Raw genomic sequence first — 16,654 nt, 5'->3', positions numbered from 1 at the left:
TCGGTCGGGAGCCTCTTTTTTCGGCTCGGCCTGACCTGAATCTCAACAGCCCCTGTGGCGGCGCGAGGGCAACACTCGGCCACATCTTTTGCGATCTTGTTCTTGCCTCAGACCGGTCGGCTCAATTGTGGGCGCCGTTGTCGGCTGCGGCGGCGACCTCGTCGGCGACGGTTGAGAGGATGCCGCGGACGTCGAGCGTCGAGAAAGGCTTCTCCAGGATTTGCGGCCGCTGCTGCGGCGGCAAGGCTTCGATCTCGGCCTTGGCGCCGATCAGATCGCCGGTCACCAGCACAAAGCGCTTCGCCAGCACCGGCTTCTCGACCAACAGTTCGCGATAGATCGCCATGCCGCTGGTGCCCGGCATGCGCAGGTCGGAAAAGACGATGTCGGGCGGCATATGGCCGTTCAGCACGTCGGCGGCGGACGTCCAGCTTGCCACGACGCGTGACTTCAGGCCCATCAGCTCCAATATATCTGAAAGCGAACCGGCGACGTCGGGCTCGTCGTCGATGATCAAGGCATGGCGCAGTCCGCTCGAGCGTACGGCACTCTCGCCGGCCTTTGCCGCCTCACCGGCGATCGCCGGCAATTGCACGACGAAGCGCGCGCCGTGCGGCTCGACCTCCTCGAACCAGATGTTGCCGTGGTGGCGCTCGACGATCGACTTCGAGATGGACAGGCCGATGCCGGTGCCGACGCCGACCGGCTTGGTGGTGAAATAGGATTCGAAGATGCGCGCGCGGATCGCCTCGGGAATGCCGGGGCCGTTGTCCTCGACGGAAAAGCCCGGATTGCCGTGCTCGTTGCGAAACGTCCGCACCTTGATGGTCCGCTCGCCGGTGACGCCGGCCAGCGCGTGCTGGCTGTTGATAAGGAAATTCGCCGCCACCTGCGTGATGTGATCGGCGTCGGCCATGGCAAGCAGTGGCCCGCTGGCGAAATCGGTGTCGATGACGATGCCGCTGGAGCGCGCGCCATAGGCGGTGACCTCGAGCGCCGAGCGCATCACCTGGTTGAGATCGGTCTCGGCCTGCTCGGTCGGATGCAGGCGCACCATCGACAGGAAGCTCTTGACGATGCGGCCGCAGCGCTCGGCGGCGGCGCGCACTTTTTCGGCGCGGACCTTGGTCTGCGGATCGCTGGCGAATTCGTGCAGCAGCGTCGACTGCGCCACAACCACCGCCAGCGGGTTGTTGAGCTCATGCGAGACGCCGGCAAGCAGCGAGCCCATCGCCGCCATCTTCTCGTTCTGGTGCAGCTTCTCGCGCTGGCGGTTGATCTCTTCCTCGGCCTGCAGCTTTTCGCGCAGGTCGCGGATCGAGCCGAAGATCAGGCGGCGGTCGGCAACGCGCATCTCGGTCGCCGTAAGCTCGATCGGGAAGATCTCGCCGGCGGCGTTCTGGGTGACGGTCTCCAGCCGTTGGCCGACCATCGGCGCGCCGCGCCCGGCCATGTATTCGGCGCCCGAGGCATAGCCCTTGCGATAGTATATCGGAACGATGGTATCGAGCAGGTCCTTGCCAAGGATGGCGCTGCGCTGGAAGCCGAACATCTTCTCGGCGGCCGGATTGAACTCGATGATCGAACCGGCCTCGTCGATGACGATGATGGCGTCGAGCGAGGCCTGCAGCATGGTGCGGCGGATCACTTCGCTGGCATGCGCCTCGGACGGCGAGCGCTCGATGGCGTCACCGATCGCCAGGGCGATGATGTGCAGGGTCGCTTCTTCCTCGTCCGTCCAATCGCGCTCGGCGACGCAGTCGTTGACGGCCAGCGTGCCCCACAGGTGGCCATGCGCGAACACCGAGACGGACAGGAACGACCTGATGTTCTGCTTCTCGAAATCGGTCCGCAGGAAACCGTCGAGGTCGCGTGTGTGGCCGGAGAAAATCTTGCCTTGCCGCTCATCCTCCTGCAACTGCTCCAGCAGCGAGTCCGAGTTGATGATCGATTGCATGATCACCGAGGGCGACGCCAGCTCGCCGCCGAAGTCAGGGTCGATCCAATAAGCGGCGACGGACTGGGCGAAGCCTTCGCCCGGCAATTCACGCAGGCGGAAGAGAATGCCGCGCTGGCAATCCATCTTGCGGCACATTGTTCGCAGTATGTCGTCCATCTCGCGCTGCCAGTCGCCTGCCTCGCGCAGGCGGCGCACGACATGGACGGCCGCCATAGCGGCGCCGCCCGGGCGCGAGCCATGCGTATCGGCGCGTGCTGTATCAGCAGTCATGGTCGGCCGTCTCTCGGAGCCCGCTTGAAGCGCGTCGCGTCGAAACGGATTCGAGCGCCGCGATTCAAGTCTGTATTTTGACGCATGTCGTTCCCAAAATCGCTGCGCACTTTTGGGCGACATGCATTGGGCTGGTTCAATTGCTGTCGCCGCTCGGCAGCGAGAAGATATAGCCTTCGCCGCGCACCGTGCGCAGGAATTTCGGATTGGCGGGATCGGCCTCGATCTTCTTTCGCAACCGCATGATGCGGATGTCGACCGCGCGCGAGGATTCCGGATCCTCCACGAAGCCGATGGCTTCCGAAATCGCCGCTCGCGTCAGAAGCCGGTTAGCGCGGGTGAGAAAAACCTCGAGCACGTCGAACTCGCTTTTGGCCATCTCGATGACCGCGCCATTGGCGCCGATGACCAGACGGCCGTCGAAATCGGCCTGGAAGCCGCCGAAATTCATCAAGCGGCGATTGCCGGTTTCGGCCTTCGCCGCCTGCGGCTCGGCGGGCAGCGGCACGCGGCGCAGCACGCTGCGCACCCGCGCCAGCACCTCGCGCAATTCGTACGGCTTGACGATGTAATCGTCGGCGCCGAGCTCCAGCCCGACGATGCGGTCGAGCGCGGTGCCGGCGGCCGTGGCGTAGATGATGCCGATCTGCGTTTTCGAGCGCAGCCAGCGGCCGAGCGACAGCCCGTCCTCGCCAGGCATGGCGATGTCGAGGATGGCGAGGTGGAAGGACTGCGCCTCGAACAGCGCGCGCGCCACGGCCGCATTTTCGGCCGTGACGACGTCATAGCCGCTGGCGCCGAGATATTCGGCCACAGCCTCCCTCAAATCCGGTTCGTCCTCGACGACGATGATGCGTGCCTTCACGACGCGCTCGCTCCCGCTTTCAGCGGAAAGTAGATTGGGTATAAACATGATGTCCAGCACTCATCTCGAGTTGTCTGTGGCGGGGTGAAGAAAATGGCCGCACGATCCGTCATCGCGCTTGTGTCCGTCGCCGAGGTGGTGGCTAAAGATCTCGCCGATCATCTCGACCGGCGTGGGCACGACGTGCGCCAGGCGCGCCAGCCCTGGGAAGCGGAGACGCTGCTTTCGGCCGGCGGTATCGATGTCGTGGTGGTTGGCGACGGCGTCACCCAGGCCGAGAGCCGCGAACTGCTCAAACGTTACAGCGGCCAAGGCGGTGGCGGCGAGGGCGGTCCCGATTTCATCCTGATCTGCCGGCCGGGCGACCTCGTCGACAAGGTGCTGGCGCTCGAACTCGGTGCTGCCGACGTCATCGAAAGCCCGCTCAACGTGCGCGAGCTTGCCGCGCGTATCGGCGGCCTGCTGACCAGACGCGGCAGGGCCGCCGGCGAACTGATCGTGCTGGAAAACGCCACCGTCGATCTGCGGTCGGCCATGGTGATGCATCGCTCGGGCTCGGAGGATCAGCTTTCGCCGGGGCAGGTGGCGCTGCTCAGGCTGTTCCTGGCGAGCCCGCGCAAGGTGCTGACGCGCGACGACATCATTGCCGCGGCGCCGGCCGAGAATGCCGACGCATTCGACCGTTCGATCGACTCGCGCATCGTGCGGCTGCGCCGCAAGCTCGACACCGAGACCATCACCACCATCAGGGGCGCCGGCTATCGTTTCGATCCGCCGGTCCCGCGCAACGAGTAAGTTCCGATCGGCGAGGCGTTTGAGCATCGGCTTTCCCAAGCGGTGGTCATTCCGGGTCCGACGCCCGGCGCTCAGCGCACCACGATGACAGAGGGGCCGGATGGAAGGTCCGCGCTGGCGGTTATCTCCGCCTTGGCGCGCTCCTTGAGCAACACCGTCGCCAGCGCGGCGAAGCCGAGCAGACCCTGCGCGTAGAGCAGCGCGGAAAGCACAGAAGCGGCAAATTTCGTCTTCATCTTCAAACCCCAATCTCGAAATCGTCGGTGCTTCAGGAAACTCCCGAAGCGCCCGCGCCGCTGACGGAGCCCCCGCTGCGGCGCGGGCCTTCGGTCCTCTCGGCAGCAAGTAGCCGGAGGGGCCGCGTGTCCGCATCAGCCGAAGGCCGACCCGCCAGAGGGCCTTCAGCCGGTGGACGCGCAGGCTGGACAAATCCAGACCGTGGCGATGAACAGAGCCATGTGCAGCGTCGAAACCTCGCCGGACGTCATCGCCGCCAGCGTCATTTCGATTTCCTGCGCATTTTCGTTTGCAGATGTCTGTTCCCGTTGCGTCAAATCTGACGCCGGCCTGTATCCAGATCATGCCGCCGTGGCTGCACTTTGTTGCAGATTGGTTTCAAAAGGGGCTGCGTTTCTTTCATATATGGATGAAGTGAACTTTCGTTTCCCGACCCCATTGTCCAACCCTCTATCCCTTACCTTGGAAAGGTCTAGCAGCACCCGTCTTCGGAGACATCTTGTTGATTTCTAGAAACAAATTCGAAACAAAAACGAGCACCAAGCGAAATTGACCTGAAACAGGCAGTCTCGATAAGGCGGTCCATCGAAATTGAAGCCGGACACAACGGCGAAAACAGAGGGATCGTCATGCACACCGCCATTTCCGCCAAGCTCATCAATGTCACCGCCGCCGCGCTCACCGGCGCGGCTCTGCTCTTCGGCGCCGGCAATGCCGCGCATGCCAACCAGATCGTCGCCAAGGTCTCGCTGTCGCAGCAGGTCATGGAAGTCACGGTCGACGGCCGCCCGACCTACACCTGGAAGGTATCGACCGGCGCGAGGGGGCACATCACGCCGACCGGCTCGTTCAAGCCGACCCGCATGCATGAAATGTGGTATTCGAAGAAATACGACAACGCGCCGATGCCGCATTCGGTCTTCTTCAGCGGCGGCTACGCCGTTCACGCCACCTATGCCATTAGCCGTCTCGGCCGTCCTGCCTCGCATGGTTGCGTGCGGCTGCATCCGGATGCGGCGGCCGACTTCTATCAGCTCGTCGAGGTCTTCGGCCCCGGCAATACCAGCATCGTGATCGTCAAGTAGCAGACTGGGTCAAGTAACGGGCTGGGTAAAGTAGCAGGCGGGTTGCCGCCTTCGGGATAGCGCCGAAGCCGTGGGGCGACCGCCAAAAAGAGGCCGGAATTTCCGGCCTCTTTTTTTGGCTCGCTTCAGCTCGGCAGCGCCGGCATCAGCTTCGGATCGGGCTTCTCGGCGAGATGCGGCAGGTCCCTGCTGGCGATGAAGGTGTAGAACATCGGCACGACGAAGAGCGTGAACATGGTGCCGACCAGGATGCCGGTGAAGATGACCAGGCCCATCGAATAGCGGGCCGCGGCGCCGGCGCCGCTGGAGACGATCAGCGGCACGACGCCGAGCGCCATGGCGGCCGTAGTCATCAGGATCGGCCGCAGGCGCACCTTGGCCGAGGCGATGATGGCGTCGCGGCGCCGCATGCCATGAATCTCACGCTGCTGGTTGGCGAATTCCACCAGCAGAATGCCGTGCTTGGTGATCAGGCCGATCAGCGTGATCAGGCCGACCTGGGTGTAGATGTTGAGCGTCCCCAGGCCGATGTTGAGCGGTACGATCGCGCCGAAGATCGACAGCGGCACCGCCATCATGATGATCAGCGGGTCGCGGAAGCTCTCGAACTGGGCCGCCAGCACCAGGTAGATCACGATCACTGCCGCCGCGAAGGCGATCAGGATGGTGTTGCCCTGTTCCTTCTCCTGCCGCGACTGGCCGGAATAGTCGACGAAGAAGGTGTCGGGCAGGGTCTCCTTGGCGAGGTCCTCCAGCACCTTCAGGCCGTCGCCGGTGGTCACGCCGGGCAGAGGCAAGGCCGAGATCGTCGAGGAGTTCAGCTGGTTGAACTGCTCGATGGCCGCCGGCGAGGCGTTGGTCGAAATCTTCACGACCGCCGACAGCGGCACCATCTTGCCGTCGACGCTGCGGACGAAATATTCGCCGAGCTTCTCGGGGTTGTCGCGGAATTCCTGCGGCACCTGGGGGATGATGTCGTAGCTGTTGGAATCCCGGTCGAACTGCGCCACCTCGGCGCCGCCGACAAGCAGCGTCAGGGTGTTGCCGATATCGGCAATCGGCAGGTTCAACGCCGCCGCGCGCTCGCGGTCGATGGTGACGGTCACCTGCGGGGCATCGTAAGCCATCGAGTTCTGCACGACGATGAAGCGGCCCGAAGCCTGCGCCTTGTTCTTGATCTTCTCCGCCTGCTCGAAGACTTCCGAGGGGTCGCCGGTGGAGCGCACGACCATGGAAATCGGCAGGCCGCCGCCGGAACCGGGCAGCGTCGGCGGCGCGAAGACGAAGGCCTCGACGCCGGCGACCTTGGAGATGCGTCCCTGGATGTCGGCCTGAAGCGCCTTCGAATTGCGCTTGCGTTCCGCCCAGTCCTTGAAGGCGAAGCCGACAAAGGCGCTGTTGGTGGCGCCGCCAAAGGCAACGGCCGAGAACTGCGCCCTGGTCTCGGGAATGTCCTTCACCAGGCCGAGGATCTGGTTGACGTAGGTCTCGGTGTAATCCGACGTCGCGTAGCGCGGCGCGGTCACGATCGAAAGCAGGAAGCCCTGATCTTCTTCCGGCGCGAGTTCGGTCGAGGTCTTGGTGAACATGAAGCCGGTAAGGGCGACCAACGCGACGACGATGATCAGCGTCACCGGGCGGTTCCTGAGCGAGGCGGTGACAGCCCGCTCATAGAGGTGTTCGACGCGTGTGAACGTGCCGTCGACGATACGCTGGAAGCGGCCGTGCTGGCCGGCCTTCAGCAGACGTGCCGACATCATCGGGGTGATGGTGATGGCGATAAGGCCGGACAAGACCACCGAGCCGGCGAGCGTCACCGCAAATTCACGGAACAACGCGCCGGTCAGGCCGCCGGTGAAGGCGAGCGGCGCGAACACGGCGGCCAGGGTCATGGTCATCGCCACGATTGCGGTCGCGATCTCGCGCATGCCGTTGAATGCCGCCTGCATCGGCGACATGTGGTCCTCCTCCATGTGACGGTGGATGTTCTCCACCACCACGATGGCGTCGTCGACGACAAGGCCGATCGCCAGCACCATGGCCAGCAGGGATAGAAGGTTGATCGAGTAGCCGACCGCAAACAGGATGAAGCAGACGCCGATCAGCGACAGCGGGATGGTGACGATCGGCATCATCACCGAGCGGAACGAACCCAGGAACAGAAGGATGACGACGATGACGATGGCAACCGCCTCGGCGATGGTCTTGAACACTTCCTCGATCGACGCGCTGATTTGCCCGGTAGCGTCGTAGACGATCTCGATCGTCATGCCCTTCGGCAGCGTATCCTGGATCTGCGGCACGAGCTTGGTCAGCGCCGCCGCCGTCGTCAGCGGGTTGGCCGCGGGCGTCGGGAAGATGGCCAGGAAGGTTCCCGGCTTGCCGTTGAAGCTCACCCTGGTGTCGGTGTTCTCCGCGCCGAGCTCGACTCGCGCGACATCGCGCAGGCGCACAACCTGGCCATCCGTCGAGCGGATCGGGAGCTGGGCGAAGGCCTCGGGCGTCTGCAGGGTCGAATGCACGGTGATCGAGGAGACCACATATTCGTTCTGGGTGTTGCCCGGCGCCGACAGGAAGTTCGAGTTGTTGATCGCGGTCAGCACGTCCACGGCCGTGGCGCCACGGGCGGCGAGCCGGATCGGGTCGATCCAGATGCGCATGGAATATTCCTGGGCGCCGAAGATCTGGACGTCGGCGACACCTTCCACGGTCGAGATGCGAGGCCGGATGACGCGCTCGATATATTCGGTGAGCTGCTCCTTCGTCATGTTCGGGTTCTGCATCGAGATGTACATCATCGCGAACTGCTGCCCGGTGCCCTTGACGATCACCGGGTCCTTGGAGGCGTCCGGCAGGGTGCCGCGCACGCCTTGGACTTTGGACAACACCTCGGCGAGCGCGACGTCCGGGTTGGAGCCGAGCTTCATCTGCACGGTGACCGTGCTCGAGGACGGACGGCTGGACGAGGTCACGTAGTCGATGTTTTCGGTCGAGGCGACGGCGCGCGCGATCGGGGCCGAAATGAAGCCCTGTATCAGGTCGGCGCTGGCGCCGGGATAGGCCGTGGTGATGGTGATCGCCGTCTCGTCGACCTTCGGATACTGGCGGATCGACAGGCCGAAGATGCCCTGGAAGCCCAGAAGCAGGATCATGCAGGCCAGCACCGTCGAGAGCACCGGCCGGCGAATGAAGAGGTCGGAAAAGCTCATTGCTGAACCTGCTTGTTCGCCGATTTGCTGGGATCGATGGTGTTGTCGACGGCAACCGACATGCCGTTGAAGAGCCGGTTCTGGCCGGCCGTGACAACCTGGTCGCCGTCCTTGAGGCCCTCGGCGATCTCGACCATGCCGTTGTTGCGGCGGCCGAGCTTCACGAACACCTGCGAGATGGTGAGCGCAGGCTGCTGCGCGGCCGGCTTGGCGGCGTCGGCTGGTTTGGCGGCGTCGCCGGACGCCTTGTCGGCCGGCTTCGCGTACGCCGGCTTTGCCGCGTCGTCGTCGGCCGGCTTGGTGGCATCCGCCTGCGGCTTGGCGGGATCGCCGGCCGCCTTGTCGGCGCCGGCCTTCTGCTCATCCGGCTTCGCCGGCGCGGCAGCGGCAGCCCCGGCGGGCTTTGCCGGCTCGACCACGAAGACATAATCGCCATAGAGGCTGGTCGTCACCGCCGTCTGCGGCACGGAGATGACATTGTTTTCCTGCGGCAGCTCGACGCGGATCTGGACGAACTGGCCAGGCGTCAGCTTGCCTTCCGGATTGGCGACCTCGCCGCGAATCGAGACCAGCCGGCTTGCCGGATCGATCTTGGGATCGATGCCGCGAATGGAGCCGGCAAAGGTCATGTCGGCGAGGCTGCCGCCGAGCTTGACGGTCTGGCCGATCTTGAGCAGCGGCAGCTGCTGCTCGGGAACCGTGAAGTCGACCCGCATCGTGTCGAGGTCCTGGATCGTCACGACGGAGTTGCCGGGGGCCAGGTACTGTCCGACGTCGATCTTCGGGATGCCGACCGTGCCGCCGAAGGGCGCGGACAACTGCTTCTGGTCGAGTACGGCCTGCATCTTGTTGACCTGCGCGGCCGAAGCGTCCGCCGCGGCGCGCGCGGCGTCGAGCGTCGCATCGGTGCCGACGCCGCGCCGCTGCAATTCGATCGCGCGGGTCAGCGCCGCCTGGTCCGACGCGGCCTGCGCCTTCTGCGCCACCAGATCGGCTTTCTCGACCGCGTCGTCCAGCTGCAAGAGCACGGCGTCGGCGGCGACCTTCTGGTTGGCGTGGAAGAGGATGTCCTTGACGATGCCGCTTGTTTCGACGGTAAGGTCGACACCGCGCACGGCATTGACGGTACCGATCGCCTCGACGCCGGGCGTCCATTCGGCCGGCTTGACGATCACGGTCGAGACCGTAGCGGCCGGCGGCTTCATGGTGGCAAAGAATTGCTTGATGCCGGCATCGCGCATGAAGTTGAAACCAACGATGCCGACGCATACCAAGGCGAGCAGCAGCAAGAATCCGGCGATGATGAAAAAGCGCTTCACGGATGGTCCCCTCGAGCCGGCAACCGGCAAATCAATCGATGCCGGGACACATATCGACGAAAGGTCCCGATTTCAAATGGCGCGCCTTACTGTACCGGCTGGACGGTCTTGTCAATTCCGCCTAGGCTAATGTAGGGGGAGGCGTGATGAGAGTACCCAGGGCCAACTCACGCGAAAAGATACTTGCCGCCGCCGCCGACGTGGCGCGCGAGGCTGGTCCGGGAAGCCTGTCGCTCGAGGCGGTCGCCAGCCGCGCCGGCGTGTCGAAAGGCGGCCTGCTCTACAACTTCCCAACCAAGGCCAAGCTGATGCAGGGGCTGGTCGAAAGCTATCTCAGCGATTTCCAGAAGGCGCTGGAAGCACGCGCTACCGCGGCCGGCCACGAAAGCGTGCTCTCAGCCTATATCAAGTTGTCGGCCGACGACTGCGAGCGGCCGAAACCCTCGGCGTCCTGGATGTTCTCGGCGATCGCCGAAGATCCCGATTTTCTGACGCCGATCAAGGCCTTCAAGCACCAGCTGTTCGAACGGCTGAAGGGAGAGACGGACGACCTCGGCTCGCTGCTGGTCTGCTTTCTCGCCATCGAGGGGATGCGCAGCATGAATCTGTTTGATTCAGACGTGCTGTCCGAAGACGAGCGCAAGCTTCTGGTGTCCTCGCTCCTGAAGATAGCCGGATAGGTCGCCAAACTGTTTGGTCGTGACCAAACTGTTTGGTGGTGACCAAACGGTTAAGAGCGTCACACCAGCTTCATCCTAGGGACATAGCGTCCTCCCCGGTTCTTTGCTGCAATGCAAATGGAGTGGGACAATGGTGGACGTAGTTTCCAGTGAGGCGGGGATCCCGAGACCGGATCATCCCCTAGAACAATCGGGCGGTGCCAAATGGTTCCTGCCGGCTTTCGGCGTGCTGGTGCTCGTCGGCATCATCTATGTCGGCTATGCGCTCAGCCAGGATCTTGCCATCGCCAAGACGGTGCCCTGGATCCTGCTCGGCATCGCCCTTCTGATTGCGCTGGGCTTCGAGTTCGTCAACGGCTTCCACGACACCGCCAACGCAGTCGCCACCGTCATCTACACGCGGTCGCTGCCGGCCGAATTCGCCGTCATGTGGTCGGGCGTCTTCAATTTCCTCGGCGTGCTGACCTCGAGCGGCGCGGTGGCCTTCGGCATCCTGTCGCTGCTGCCGGTCGAGCTCATCCTGCAGGTCGGCTCGTCATCCGGCTTCGCCATGGTGTTCGCGCTGCTCGTCGCAGCGATCCTGTGGAACCTCGGCACCTGGTTCCTCGGCCTGCCGGCCTCGAGCTCGCACACGATGGTCGGCTCGATCATCGGCGTCGGCCTCGCCAACCAGTTCATGGCCCCGGCCGGAAGCGCCACCAGCGGCGTCGACTGGGGGCAGGCGACCAATGTCGGCACCACCTTGCTGGTCTCGCCGATCGTCGGTTTCTTCGCCGCGGCCATCCTGCTCTATGCCATGAAGCTCCTGGTGCGCAATCCGGCGCTCTACGAGGCGCCGAAGGGCAACGCGCCGCCGCCATGGTGGATTCGCGCGCTGCTGATCTTCACCTGCACCGGCGTCAGCTTCGCGCACGGCTCCAATGACGGTCAGAAGGGCATGGGCCTGATCATGCTGATCCTGATCGGCGTCGTGCCGACCGCCTATGCGCTCAACCGCACGCCCGACATCAACTATCTCCAAGCCTACAAGTCGGCCTCCGCCAGCGTCGAGACGGCGCTGGGCAAATATGCCAAGCCCGGCGTCACCGTTGCCGATGCCAATGCCGCAAAGGCAGCCGTGCAGGAAGCCGTGCGCAGCAAGACATGGAACGATCAGACGACCGTTGCGCTGCAAACCTATATCCACAACACGACTGCCGAGCTGCAGCCCTATGCTTCCGTCGACAACGTGCCGACCGACCTGGTCAGCAACGCGCGTAATGACATCTACCTGATCGGCGAAGCGCTGAAGCTGATCGACAAGAAGAAGCTGCTGCCGATGCAGGACGCCGACCTGAAGTCGGTGACCGACTACCATAAGGCGGTCGACAACGCGACGAAGTTCATCCCGCTGTGGGTGAAGATCGCCGTGGCGCTGGCGCTTGGCCTCGGCACCATGGTCGGTTGGAAGCGCATCGTCGTCACCGTCGGCGAGAAGATCGGCAAGAGCCACCTGACCTATGGCCAGGGCGCCGCCGCCGAGCTGGTCGCGATGGTGACGATCGGCATGGCCGACCGTTTCGGCCTGCCGGTGTCGACGACGCACGTGCTGTCGTCCGGCGTCGCCGGCACGATGGCGGCCAATGGCTCCGGCCTGCAGTGGTCGACCGTGCGCAACCTCCTGCTGGCCTGGGTGCTCACGCTGCCCTGCTCGATCGCGCTGGCCTTCGTGCTGTTCGTGATCCTGCGCCAGGTTTTCTGAGCGGCGGTTCTTGCCTGACCAGCAACATCGACGGCGCCGGTTCGGGCGCCGTCTTGCTTTCGAGTATTTGATCGAGTGGCGGCCATGAATGAGGCATCGCATCTGACGCTGCTTGCCTGGGACGACAGCCGCCACCACGCGCCCGGCCTGATTTGGGCCTATCGCGGCGCCGCCGGCCAAGCGCCGCAGCCGATCGCGCCGAAGGACATCGAAGCAGCGCTTGCCGCGCCGGACGGCTGGGTTTGGCTGCATGTCGATCTCATCGACCAGCGGGCACATTCCTGGATCAGCCATGCCTGCGCTCTGCCGCAATCGGCGCATGCGATCCTCGAAGGCCATGAGGACAGCATGGCGCTGGCGCATGAAAAGGGCGTCGTGCACGGTATCGCCGCCGACCTGCATGGCGAGATCGGACGCAGATCGACCACCATCGGCAGGCTGCATTTCGCCGTGACGGACCGGTTGCTGGTGACCGGCCGGCGCCATTCACTGGCAGCGGTGGAAGAGGTGAACAAGGCGCTTTCGCAAGGGCTCCAACCGGCGACCGCCTTCGAGCTGTTCGGCGCTATCGTGCTTGCCTTCTGCGGAAGCGCGAGCGGGCGGCTGGCGCTGGCCACGAAGCAGCTTGACGAGGTCGAGGACCGTCTCGTCACCGAGCGCCTTGCCGACGAGCGGCGCCGGATCAAGGAGGTGCGTCGCCTGGGGGTGTCGCTGCACCGGCCGATCGCGGCACAGGTCGCGCTGTTCCTGGACGAGAACCGTGCCGGCTGGGAATTGTCGGCCGGCGCGCATGAGATATTGGGCAAGCTGGCGGCTCGCCTCAAAAGGCTCGACCGCGAAGTCGTCATGGTCAACGACCGGGCAAGGCTGCTGCAGGAAGAGGTCGCGGCGGAACTCGCGGACGAATCGAACCGCAGCCTGAAGGCGCTGGCGGTGATGAGCGCGCTGCTCCTGCCGGGAACGCTGATCGTCGGCATTTTCGGCATGAATACAGAAGGACTGCCGTTCACGCATACGCATGGCGGCTTCCTGCTGGCGATGCTGCTTGCGGGTGGGGCGACCGGGTTGTTCTACTGGCTGTTGCTGCGGGCAGGCGCCGATCTCAAATTCTAAAGCGTGTCGCGTCGAAACGGATACACGTGACGCGCTTTACGCCGTTGCCTGATGCATGTCGTTGTCGCAAAACCGAGGTCATTTTTGCGCGACATGCATTAGGCTTCTTGACGTGCGTCAGGACCCCGAGCCGCGACGCGGCCCGGGCGGCCATGACCCTTAGGTCGGGTCTTCGCGGTGCAGGTCGTGGATGGTGACGCCGTCGGCATTGTCGGGCAGCATCAGCCATTTCTTGTGACGCAGCGTGCGTTCGGTGTCTTCCAGGCCCATCTCCCAGTGCTCGCGCATCGAGGTGCCGGAAAACTCGTAGTCCTTGGCGTGGCCTTCGTAGCCCTTGTGCTGGTAGATCAGGTGGACGATGTTGACCACGCCGGCGTCGGAATAGTCGGCCATCAGTTCCTTCTCGCCGTCCTTGAGCTGGTCCGGCGGCACGCGCTTCAGCGCGTCGAGCAGCTTCATCTTGAGCGCATGGATGCGCTGGAAGTTGTCGGTGTTCTGCCGCGTGCGGCTGGAATACATGATGTCCTTGTGGCGCGACAGAACGTCGGCCATGCCGCGGGGCAGCACGCCGCGGGCGCTGAACAGATCGACCTGGAACACCAGCGAGGAACGATCCTCCTCCTGGTCGAGCAGATATTGCAGCGGCGTGTTGGAAACGATGCCGCCATCCCAGTAATATTCGCCCTCGATGCGGATCGAGGGGAAGGCCGGCGGCAGCGCGCCGCTCGCCATGATGTGTTCCGGCTCGATGCGCACCTTGTCGGTGTCGAAATAGACGAAGTTGCCGGTCCTGACATTGACCGCGCCGACGCTCAAGCGCTTCTTGCCGTCGTTCAGCACGTCGAAGTCGATCAGGCTCTCCAGTGTGTCCTTGAGTTCGGCGGTGTCGTAGAAGCTGGTGGCGCCTTCCGCTCCCGTCAGTTGGAACCAGGGGTTGGGACTGCGCGGCTTGAAGAAACCGGGCTGGCCCATCGTCATGGTCATCCACGACGAGGTCTGGTTACGGATGTCGCGGTAGATGTCGCCTTCGGGCGTATAGGCCCAGATCTTGCGGCCCGAGATCGTCTGCCAGAACTGCTCCAGCCGCTGCAGGCGGCGGCTCGGCTCGTTGCCGGCGATGATCGAGGCATTGATGGCGCCGATCGAGACGCCGGAAAGCCAGGTCGGCTCACAGCCGGCGTCGGCAAGCGCCTGATAGACACCCGCCTGATAGGCGCCGAGCGCGCCGCCGCCCTGGAAGACCAGGGCGATGCGGTCATATTGCGCCGTGATTTCAGCGATGGTGGCGGCGGCCGCCTTGCTGCGGTTGCGCTCAAGCACCGGCTTTCTCCAGCTCCTTCGCGCCGGCAGCCGATCGGCCGTGGTCCGCGAGGTAATCGAGGTAATCATGCACGACTTCGCCGAGGCCGAGCGTCAGGTCGGCGGTGAAATGAACGGCAGAGACGATGTCGAGCACCGGCAGCTTGGCGACGTCGGCCATGACATGCGGGCGAAGGTCGAGCGCGGCCGGCGCCGTCCAGGCTTCCTTCAGCGTGATGTCGGTGAGGTAGTAGCGGACCAGCTCGCAGATGCGCGGGCTGCCGTCGACATGCGGGATGATCTTGATGAGGAAATTGGGCGCGGCGAGCGAGGCGAGCACCTGGTCGTGGTCGGCCTCGCGGTGCTTGTAGCCCATCGTGCCGGTGGCGCACAGAACGCTGCCATAATGCAGCGTGCCGACCACCACTTCGCCTTCATGCACGATCTTGGGGCTGGCGAGCTTCTTCGGGAAACCCCAGAGCTCGCGGCCGCCGGCGATCGGCGCATCGTCGTCGAGATACATGGAATGCACATAGCCGCCATGCTGGCCCTTGTAGCGCACCGGGATGACCTGGCCGGTCTCGGTGTAGTCGCCGAAGCCGGTGGAGTCGGGCATGCGGATGAATTCGTATTTGACCAGCGGCTCGTCGATCTCGAGCGGCGCCGGAACGACGGCTTCCAGCGCCTCGCGCGTCGTGCGGTAGGTGATGATGATGTATTCGCGGTCGAAGAAGCGATAAGGGCCTGGCGGGAAGGACGGGTTGGTGAGCGGCATCGCATAGGCCCGCTTCACGACGTCGGCGATTTCCATGGCTGGTGCCCCAAACAGGTTTGAAATGACCCCGCGCGAATGCGCTGGCAAATATGTTGCACGGCAGCATGACAGTGCCGTGTCAGCGCCAAGACGACACTTCCTACAGCCGGCAAACCCCATCGCGGAGCTGTAATAGCGCCGACATATGGGTGTGGCATTGTGATGCTGCGGCGCACAAATCATGTGCCTTCCCGGCTGTCCGTCTTCATACTCTTCCCTCCTGTCCTCCTGTCGCGAGATCTCCCATGGGTTCCCTGTCTTCGAAGAATGCGCTCGTCACCGGCTCGACCAGCGGCATCGGCCTGGCAATCGCCCGCGCCTTCGCCGCCGAGGGCGCCAACGTCACCATCAACGGCCTGGGCGACGCCGCGGCGATCGAGCAGGAGCGGGCCGGCATCGAAGAGGATTTCGGCGTCAAGTGCCGCTATTCGGGCGCCAACATGATGGACGGCGCCGCCGTCACCGCCATGGTCCACGAGGCCGAGGCAGCGTTCGGCAGCCTCGACATCCTGGTCAACAATGCCGGCATCCAGCATGTCGCGCCGATCGAGGAATTTCCCGACGACAAATGGGAAGCCATCATCCGCATCAACCTCTTGGCCGCCTTCTATGCCATCAAGGCGGCGGTTCCGGGCATGAAGAGCCGCAAATGGGGCCGCATCATCAACACGGCTTCGGCGCATGCGCTGGTCGCCTCGCCGTTCAAGTCGGCCTATGTCTCGGCCAAGCACGGTATTGCGGGGCTGACCAAGACGGTGGCGCTGGAAGTCGCGCAGGACGGCATCACCGTCAATGCGATCGCGCCAGGCTATGTCTGGACGCCGCTGGTCGAAAAGCAGATCCCCGACACGATGAAGGCGCGCGGCATGACCGAAGAGCAGGTCAAGCACGATGTGCTGCTTGCGGCGCAGCCGACCAAGGAGTTCGTCACCGTCGAAGAGCTTGCCGCGCTGACGCTGTTCCTGTGCTCGGACGCGGCCAAGCAGATCACCGGCACGACCCTGCCGATGGATGGCGGCTGGACGGCGCAGTAAGGGCAACGACCGTTTAAGGGAGACAGGGCGGAGCTCCCATCTTCCCTAAGAGCGTGTCGCGCTGAAGCGGATTCAGGCGACGCGCTTTAGCCTTTGTTTTCACGCATGTCGTTATCGCAAAACCGCTGCACACTTTTGCGCGATATGCATTAGCAATTTGAATTCTTGACAATCGTAGAGGAGCGTTCCAGCATCCTGGACAAGGGGTTCCTCGCGACGACCCCGTGAGGCGT

13 protein-coding genes are annotated in these 16,654 nt (G+C 64.0%); 6 read left to right on the top strand and 7 right to left on the bottom strand.

Annotation, left to right across the window (positions count from 1 at the left end):
• Positions 1-121: 121 nt before the first annotated feature.
• Together FJ414_RS27150 and FJ414_RS27145 are read right to left on the bottom strand one after the other, a co-directional pair.
• Positions 122-2,230, bottom strand: a complete 2,109-nt coding sequence (locus tag FJ414_RS27150) for an ATP-binding protein (RefSeq protein WP_246672514.1) — start codon at positions 2,228-2,230, stop codon at positions 122-124.
• Positions 2,231-2,366: 136 nt separating this feature from the next.
• Complete coding sequence (locus tag FJ414_RS27145; protein WP_226892102.1) at positions 2,367-3,095, bottom strand: response regulator transcription factor; 729 nt, start codon at positions 3,093-3,095, stop codon at positions 2,367-2,369.
• Positions 3,096-3,188: 93 nt separating this feature from the next.
• On the opposite strand from FJ414_RS27145, the gene FJ414_RS27140 reads away from it, so the two are divergent.
• Positions 3,189-3,890 (top strand): response regulator transcription factor, encoded by a 702-nt coding sequence (locus FJ414_RS27140; RefSeq protein WP_140647443.1) that lies wholly within the window; start codon positions 3,189-3,191, stop codon positions 3,888-3,890.
• 71 nt (positions 3,891-3,961) lie between these two features.
• Here FJ414_RS27140 and FJ414_RS27135 read toward each other — a convergent pair whose 3' ends face one another.
• Entirely contained in the window at positions 3,962-4,126 is a 165-nt protein-coding gene (locus tag FJ414_RS27135) for a hypothetical protein (RefSeq protein ID WP_140647442.1), read from the bottom strand.
• A gap of 630 nt (positions 4,127-4,756) precedes the next feature.
• On the opposite strand from FJ414_RS27135, the gene FJ414_RS27125 reads away from it, so the two are divergent.
• On the top strand, positions 4,757-5,212 hold the full coding sequence (locus FJ414_RS27125; protein WP_140647441.1) for a L,D-transpeptidase: 456 nt from the start codon (positions 4,757-4,759) through the stop codon (positions 5,210-5,212).
• 125 nt (positions 5,213-5,337) lie between these two features.
• On the opposite strand, the gene FJ414_RS27120 is transcribed toward FJ414_RS27125, so the two are convergent.
• Together FJ414_RS27120 and FJ414_RS27115 are read right to left on the bottom strand one after the other, a co-directional pair.
• Positions 5,338-8,421: an efflux RND transporter permease subunit gene (locus FJ414_RS27120; protein WP_140647440.1), complete on the bottom strand. Its 3,084-nt coding sequence runs from the start codon at positions 8,419-8,421 to the stop codon at positions 5,338-5,340.
• Positions 8,418-9,740, bottom strand: a complete 1,323-nt coding sequence (locus tag FJ414_RS27115; RefSeq protein ID WP_246672513.1) for an efflux RND transporter periplasmic adaptor subunit — start codon at positions 9,738-9,740, stop codon at positions 8,418-8,420. Before FJ414_RS27115 ends, FJ414_RS27120 begins: the two co-directional genes overlap by 4 nt.
• 146 nt (positions 9,741-9,886) lie before the next feature.
• Here FJ414_RS27115 and FJ414_RS27110 point away from each other — a divergent pair, with 146 nt between their 5' ends.
• The 3 genes from FJ414_RS27110 (at position 9,887) to FJ414_RS27100 (ending at position 13,274) form a co-directional block, all read left to right on the top strand.
• Complete coding sequence (locus tag FJ414_RS27110; protein WP_140647439.1) at positions 9,887-10,420, top strand: TetR family transcriptional regulator; 534 nt, start codon at positions 9,887-9,889, stop codon at positions 10,418-10,420.
• A gap of 130 nt (positions 10,421-10,550) precedes the next feature.
• Entirely contained in the window at positions 10,551-12,161 is a 1,611-nt protein-coding gene (locus tag FJ414_RS27105; protein ID WP_140647438.1) for an inorganic phosphate transporter, read from the top strand.
• A gap of 84 nt (positions 12,162-12,245) precedes the next feature.
• The gene (locus tag FJ414_RS27100; protein ID WP_140647437.1) at positions 12,246-13,274 is read left to right on the top strand and encodes a CorA family divalent cation transporter; all 1,029 of its coding nucleotides are present in this window, start codon (positions 12,246-12,248) and stop codon (positions 13,272-13,274) included.
• 159 nt (positions 13,275-13,433) lie between these two features.
• Here FJ414_RS27100 and FJ414_RS27095 read toward each other — a convergent pair whose 3' ends face one another.
• Both FJ414_RS27095 and FJ414_RS27090 read right to left on the bottom strand, forming a co-directional pair.
• Positions 13,434-14,594 (bottom strand): patatin-like phospholipase family protein, encoded by a 1,161-nt coding sequence (locus FJ414_RS27095; protein ID WP_140647436.1) that lies wholly within the window; start codon positions 14,592-14,594, stop codon positions 13,434-13,436.
• On the bottom strand, positions 14,587-15,384 hold the full coding sequence (locus FJ414_RS27090) for an acetoacetate decarboxylase (protein ID WP_140647435.1): 798 nt from the start codon (positions 15,382-15,384) through the stop codon (positions 14,587-14,589). Before FJ414_RS27090 ends, FJ414_RS27095 begins: the two co-directional genes overlap by 8 nt.
• Before the next feature lie 248 nt (positions 15,385-15,632).
• On the opposite strand from FJ414_RS27090, the gene FJ414_RS27085 reads away from it, so the two are divergent.
• Entirely contained in the window at positions 15,633-16,421 is a 789-nt protein-coding gene (locus tag FJ414_RS27085) for a 3-hydroxybutyrate dehydrogenase (protein ID WP_140647434.1), read from the top strand.
• The last annotated feature ends 233 nt before the right edge of the window (positions 16,422-16,654 follow it).

Origin of the sequence: Mesorhizobium sp. B3-1-6, assembly GCF_006439555.1 — a bacterium.
Taxonomy (GTDB): Bacteria; Pseudomonadota; Alphaproteobacteria; order Rhizobiales; family Rhizobiaceae; genus Mesorhizobium.
The sequence above is the reverse complement of the archived record's forward strand: the minus strand, read 5'-3'. Positions and strand labels throughout refer to the sequence as shown.

Coding starts and splice junctions, on each gene's coding strand:
- FJ414_RS27150 (WP_246672514.1), bottom strand. CDS start 2,230: ATGACTGCTGATACAGCACGCGCCGATACGCATGGCTCGCGCCCGGGC.
- FJ414_RS27140 (WP_140647443.1), top strand. CDS start 3,189: ATGGCCGCACGATCCGTCATCGCGCTTGTGTCCGTCGCCGAGGTGGTG.
- FJ414_RS27135 (WP_140647442.1), bottom strand. CDS start 4,126: ATGAAGACGAAATTTGCCGCTTCTGTGCTTTCCGCGCTGCTCTACGCG.
- FJ414_RS27125 (WP_140647441.1), top strand. CDS start 4,757: ATGCACACCGCCATTTCCGCCAAGCTCATCAATGTCACCGCCGCCGCG.
- FJ414_RS27120 (WP_140647440.1), bottom strand. CDS start 8,421: ATGAGCTTTTCCGACCTCTTCATTCGCCGGCCGGTGCTCTCGACGGTG.
- FJ414_RS27110 (WP_140647439.1), top strand. CDS start 9,887: ATGAGAGTACCCAGGGCCAACTCACGCGAAAAGATACTTGCCGCCGCC.
- FJ414_RS27105 (WP_140647438.1), top strand. CDS start 10,551: ATGGTGGACGTAGTTTCCAGTGAGGCGGGGATCCCGAGACCGGATCAT.
- FJ414_RS27100 (WP_140647437.1), top strand. CDS start 12,246: ATGAATGAGGCATCGCATCTGACGCTGCTTGCCTGGGACGACAGCCGC.
- FJ414_RS27090 (WP_140647435.1), bottom strand. CDS start 15,384: ATGGAAATCGCCGACGTCGTGAAGCGGGCCTATGCGATGCCGCTCACC.
- FJ414_RS27085 (WP_140647434.1), top strand. CDS start 15,633: ATGGGTTCCCTGTCTTCGAAGAATGCGCTCGTCACCGGCTCGACCAGC.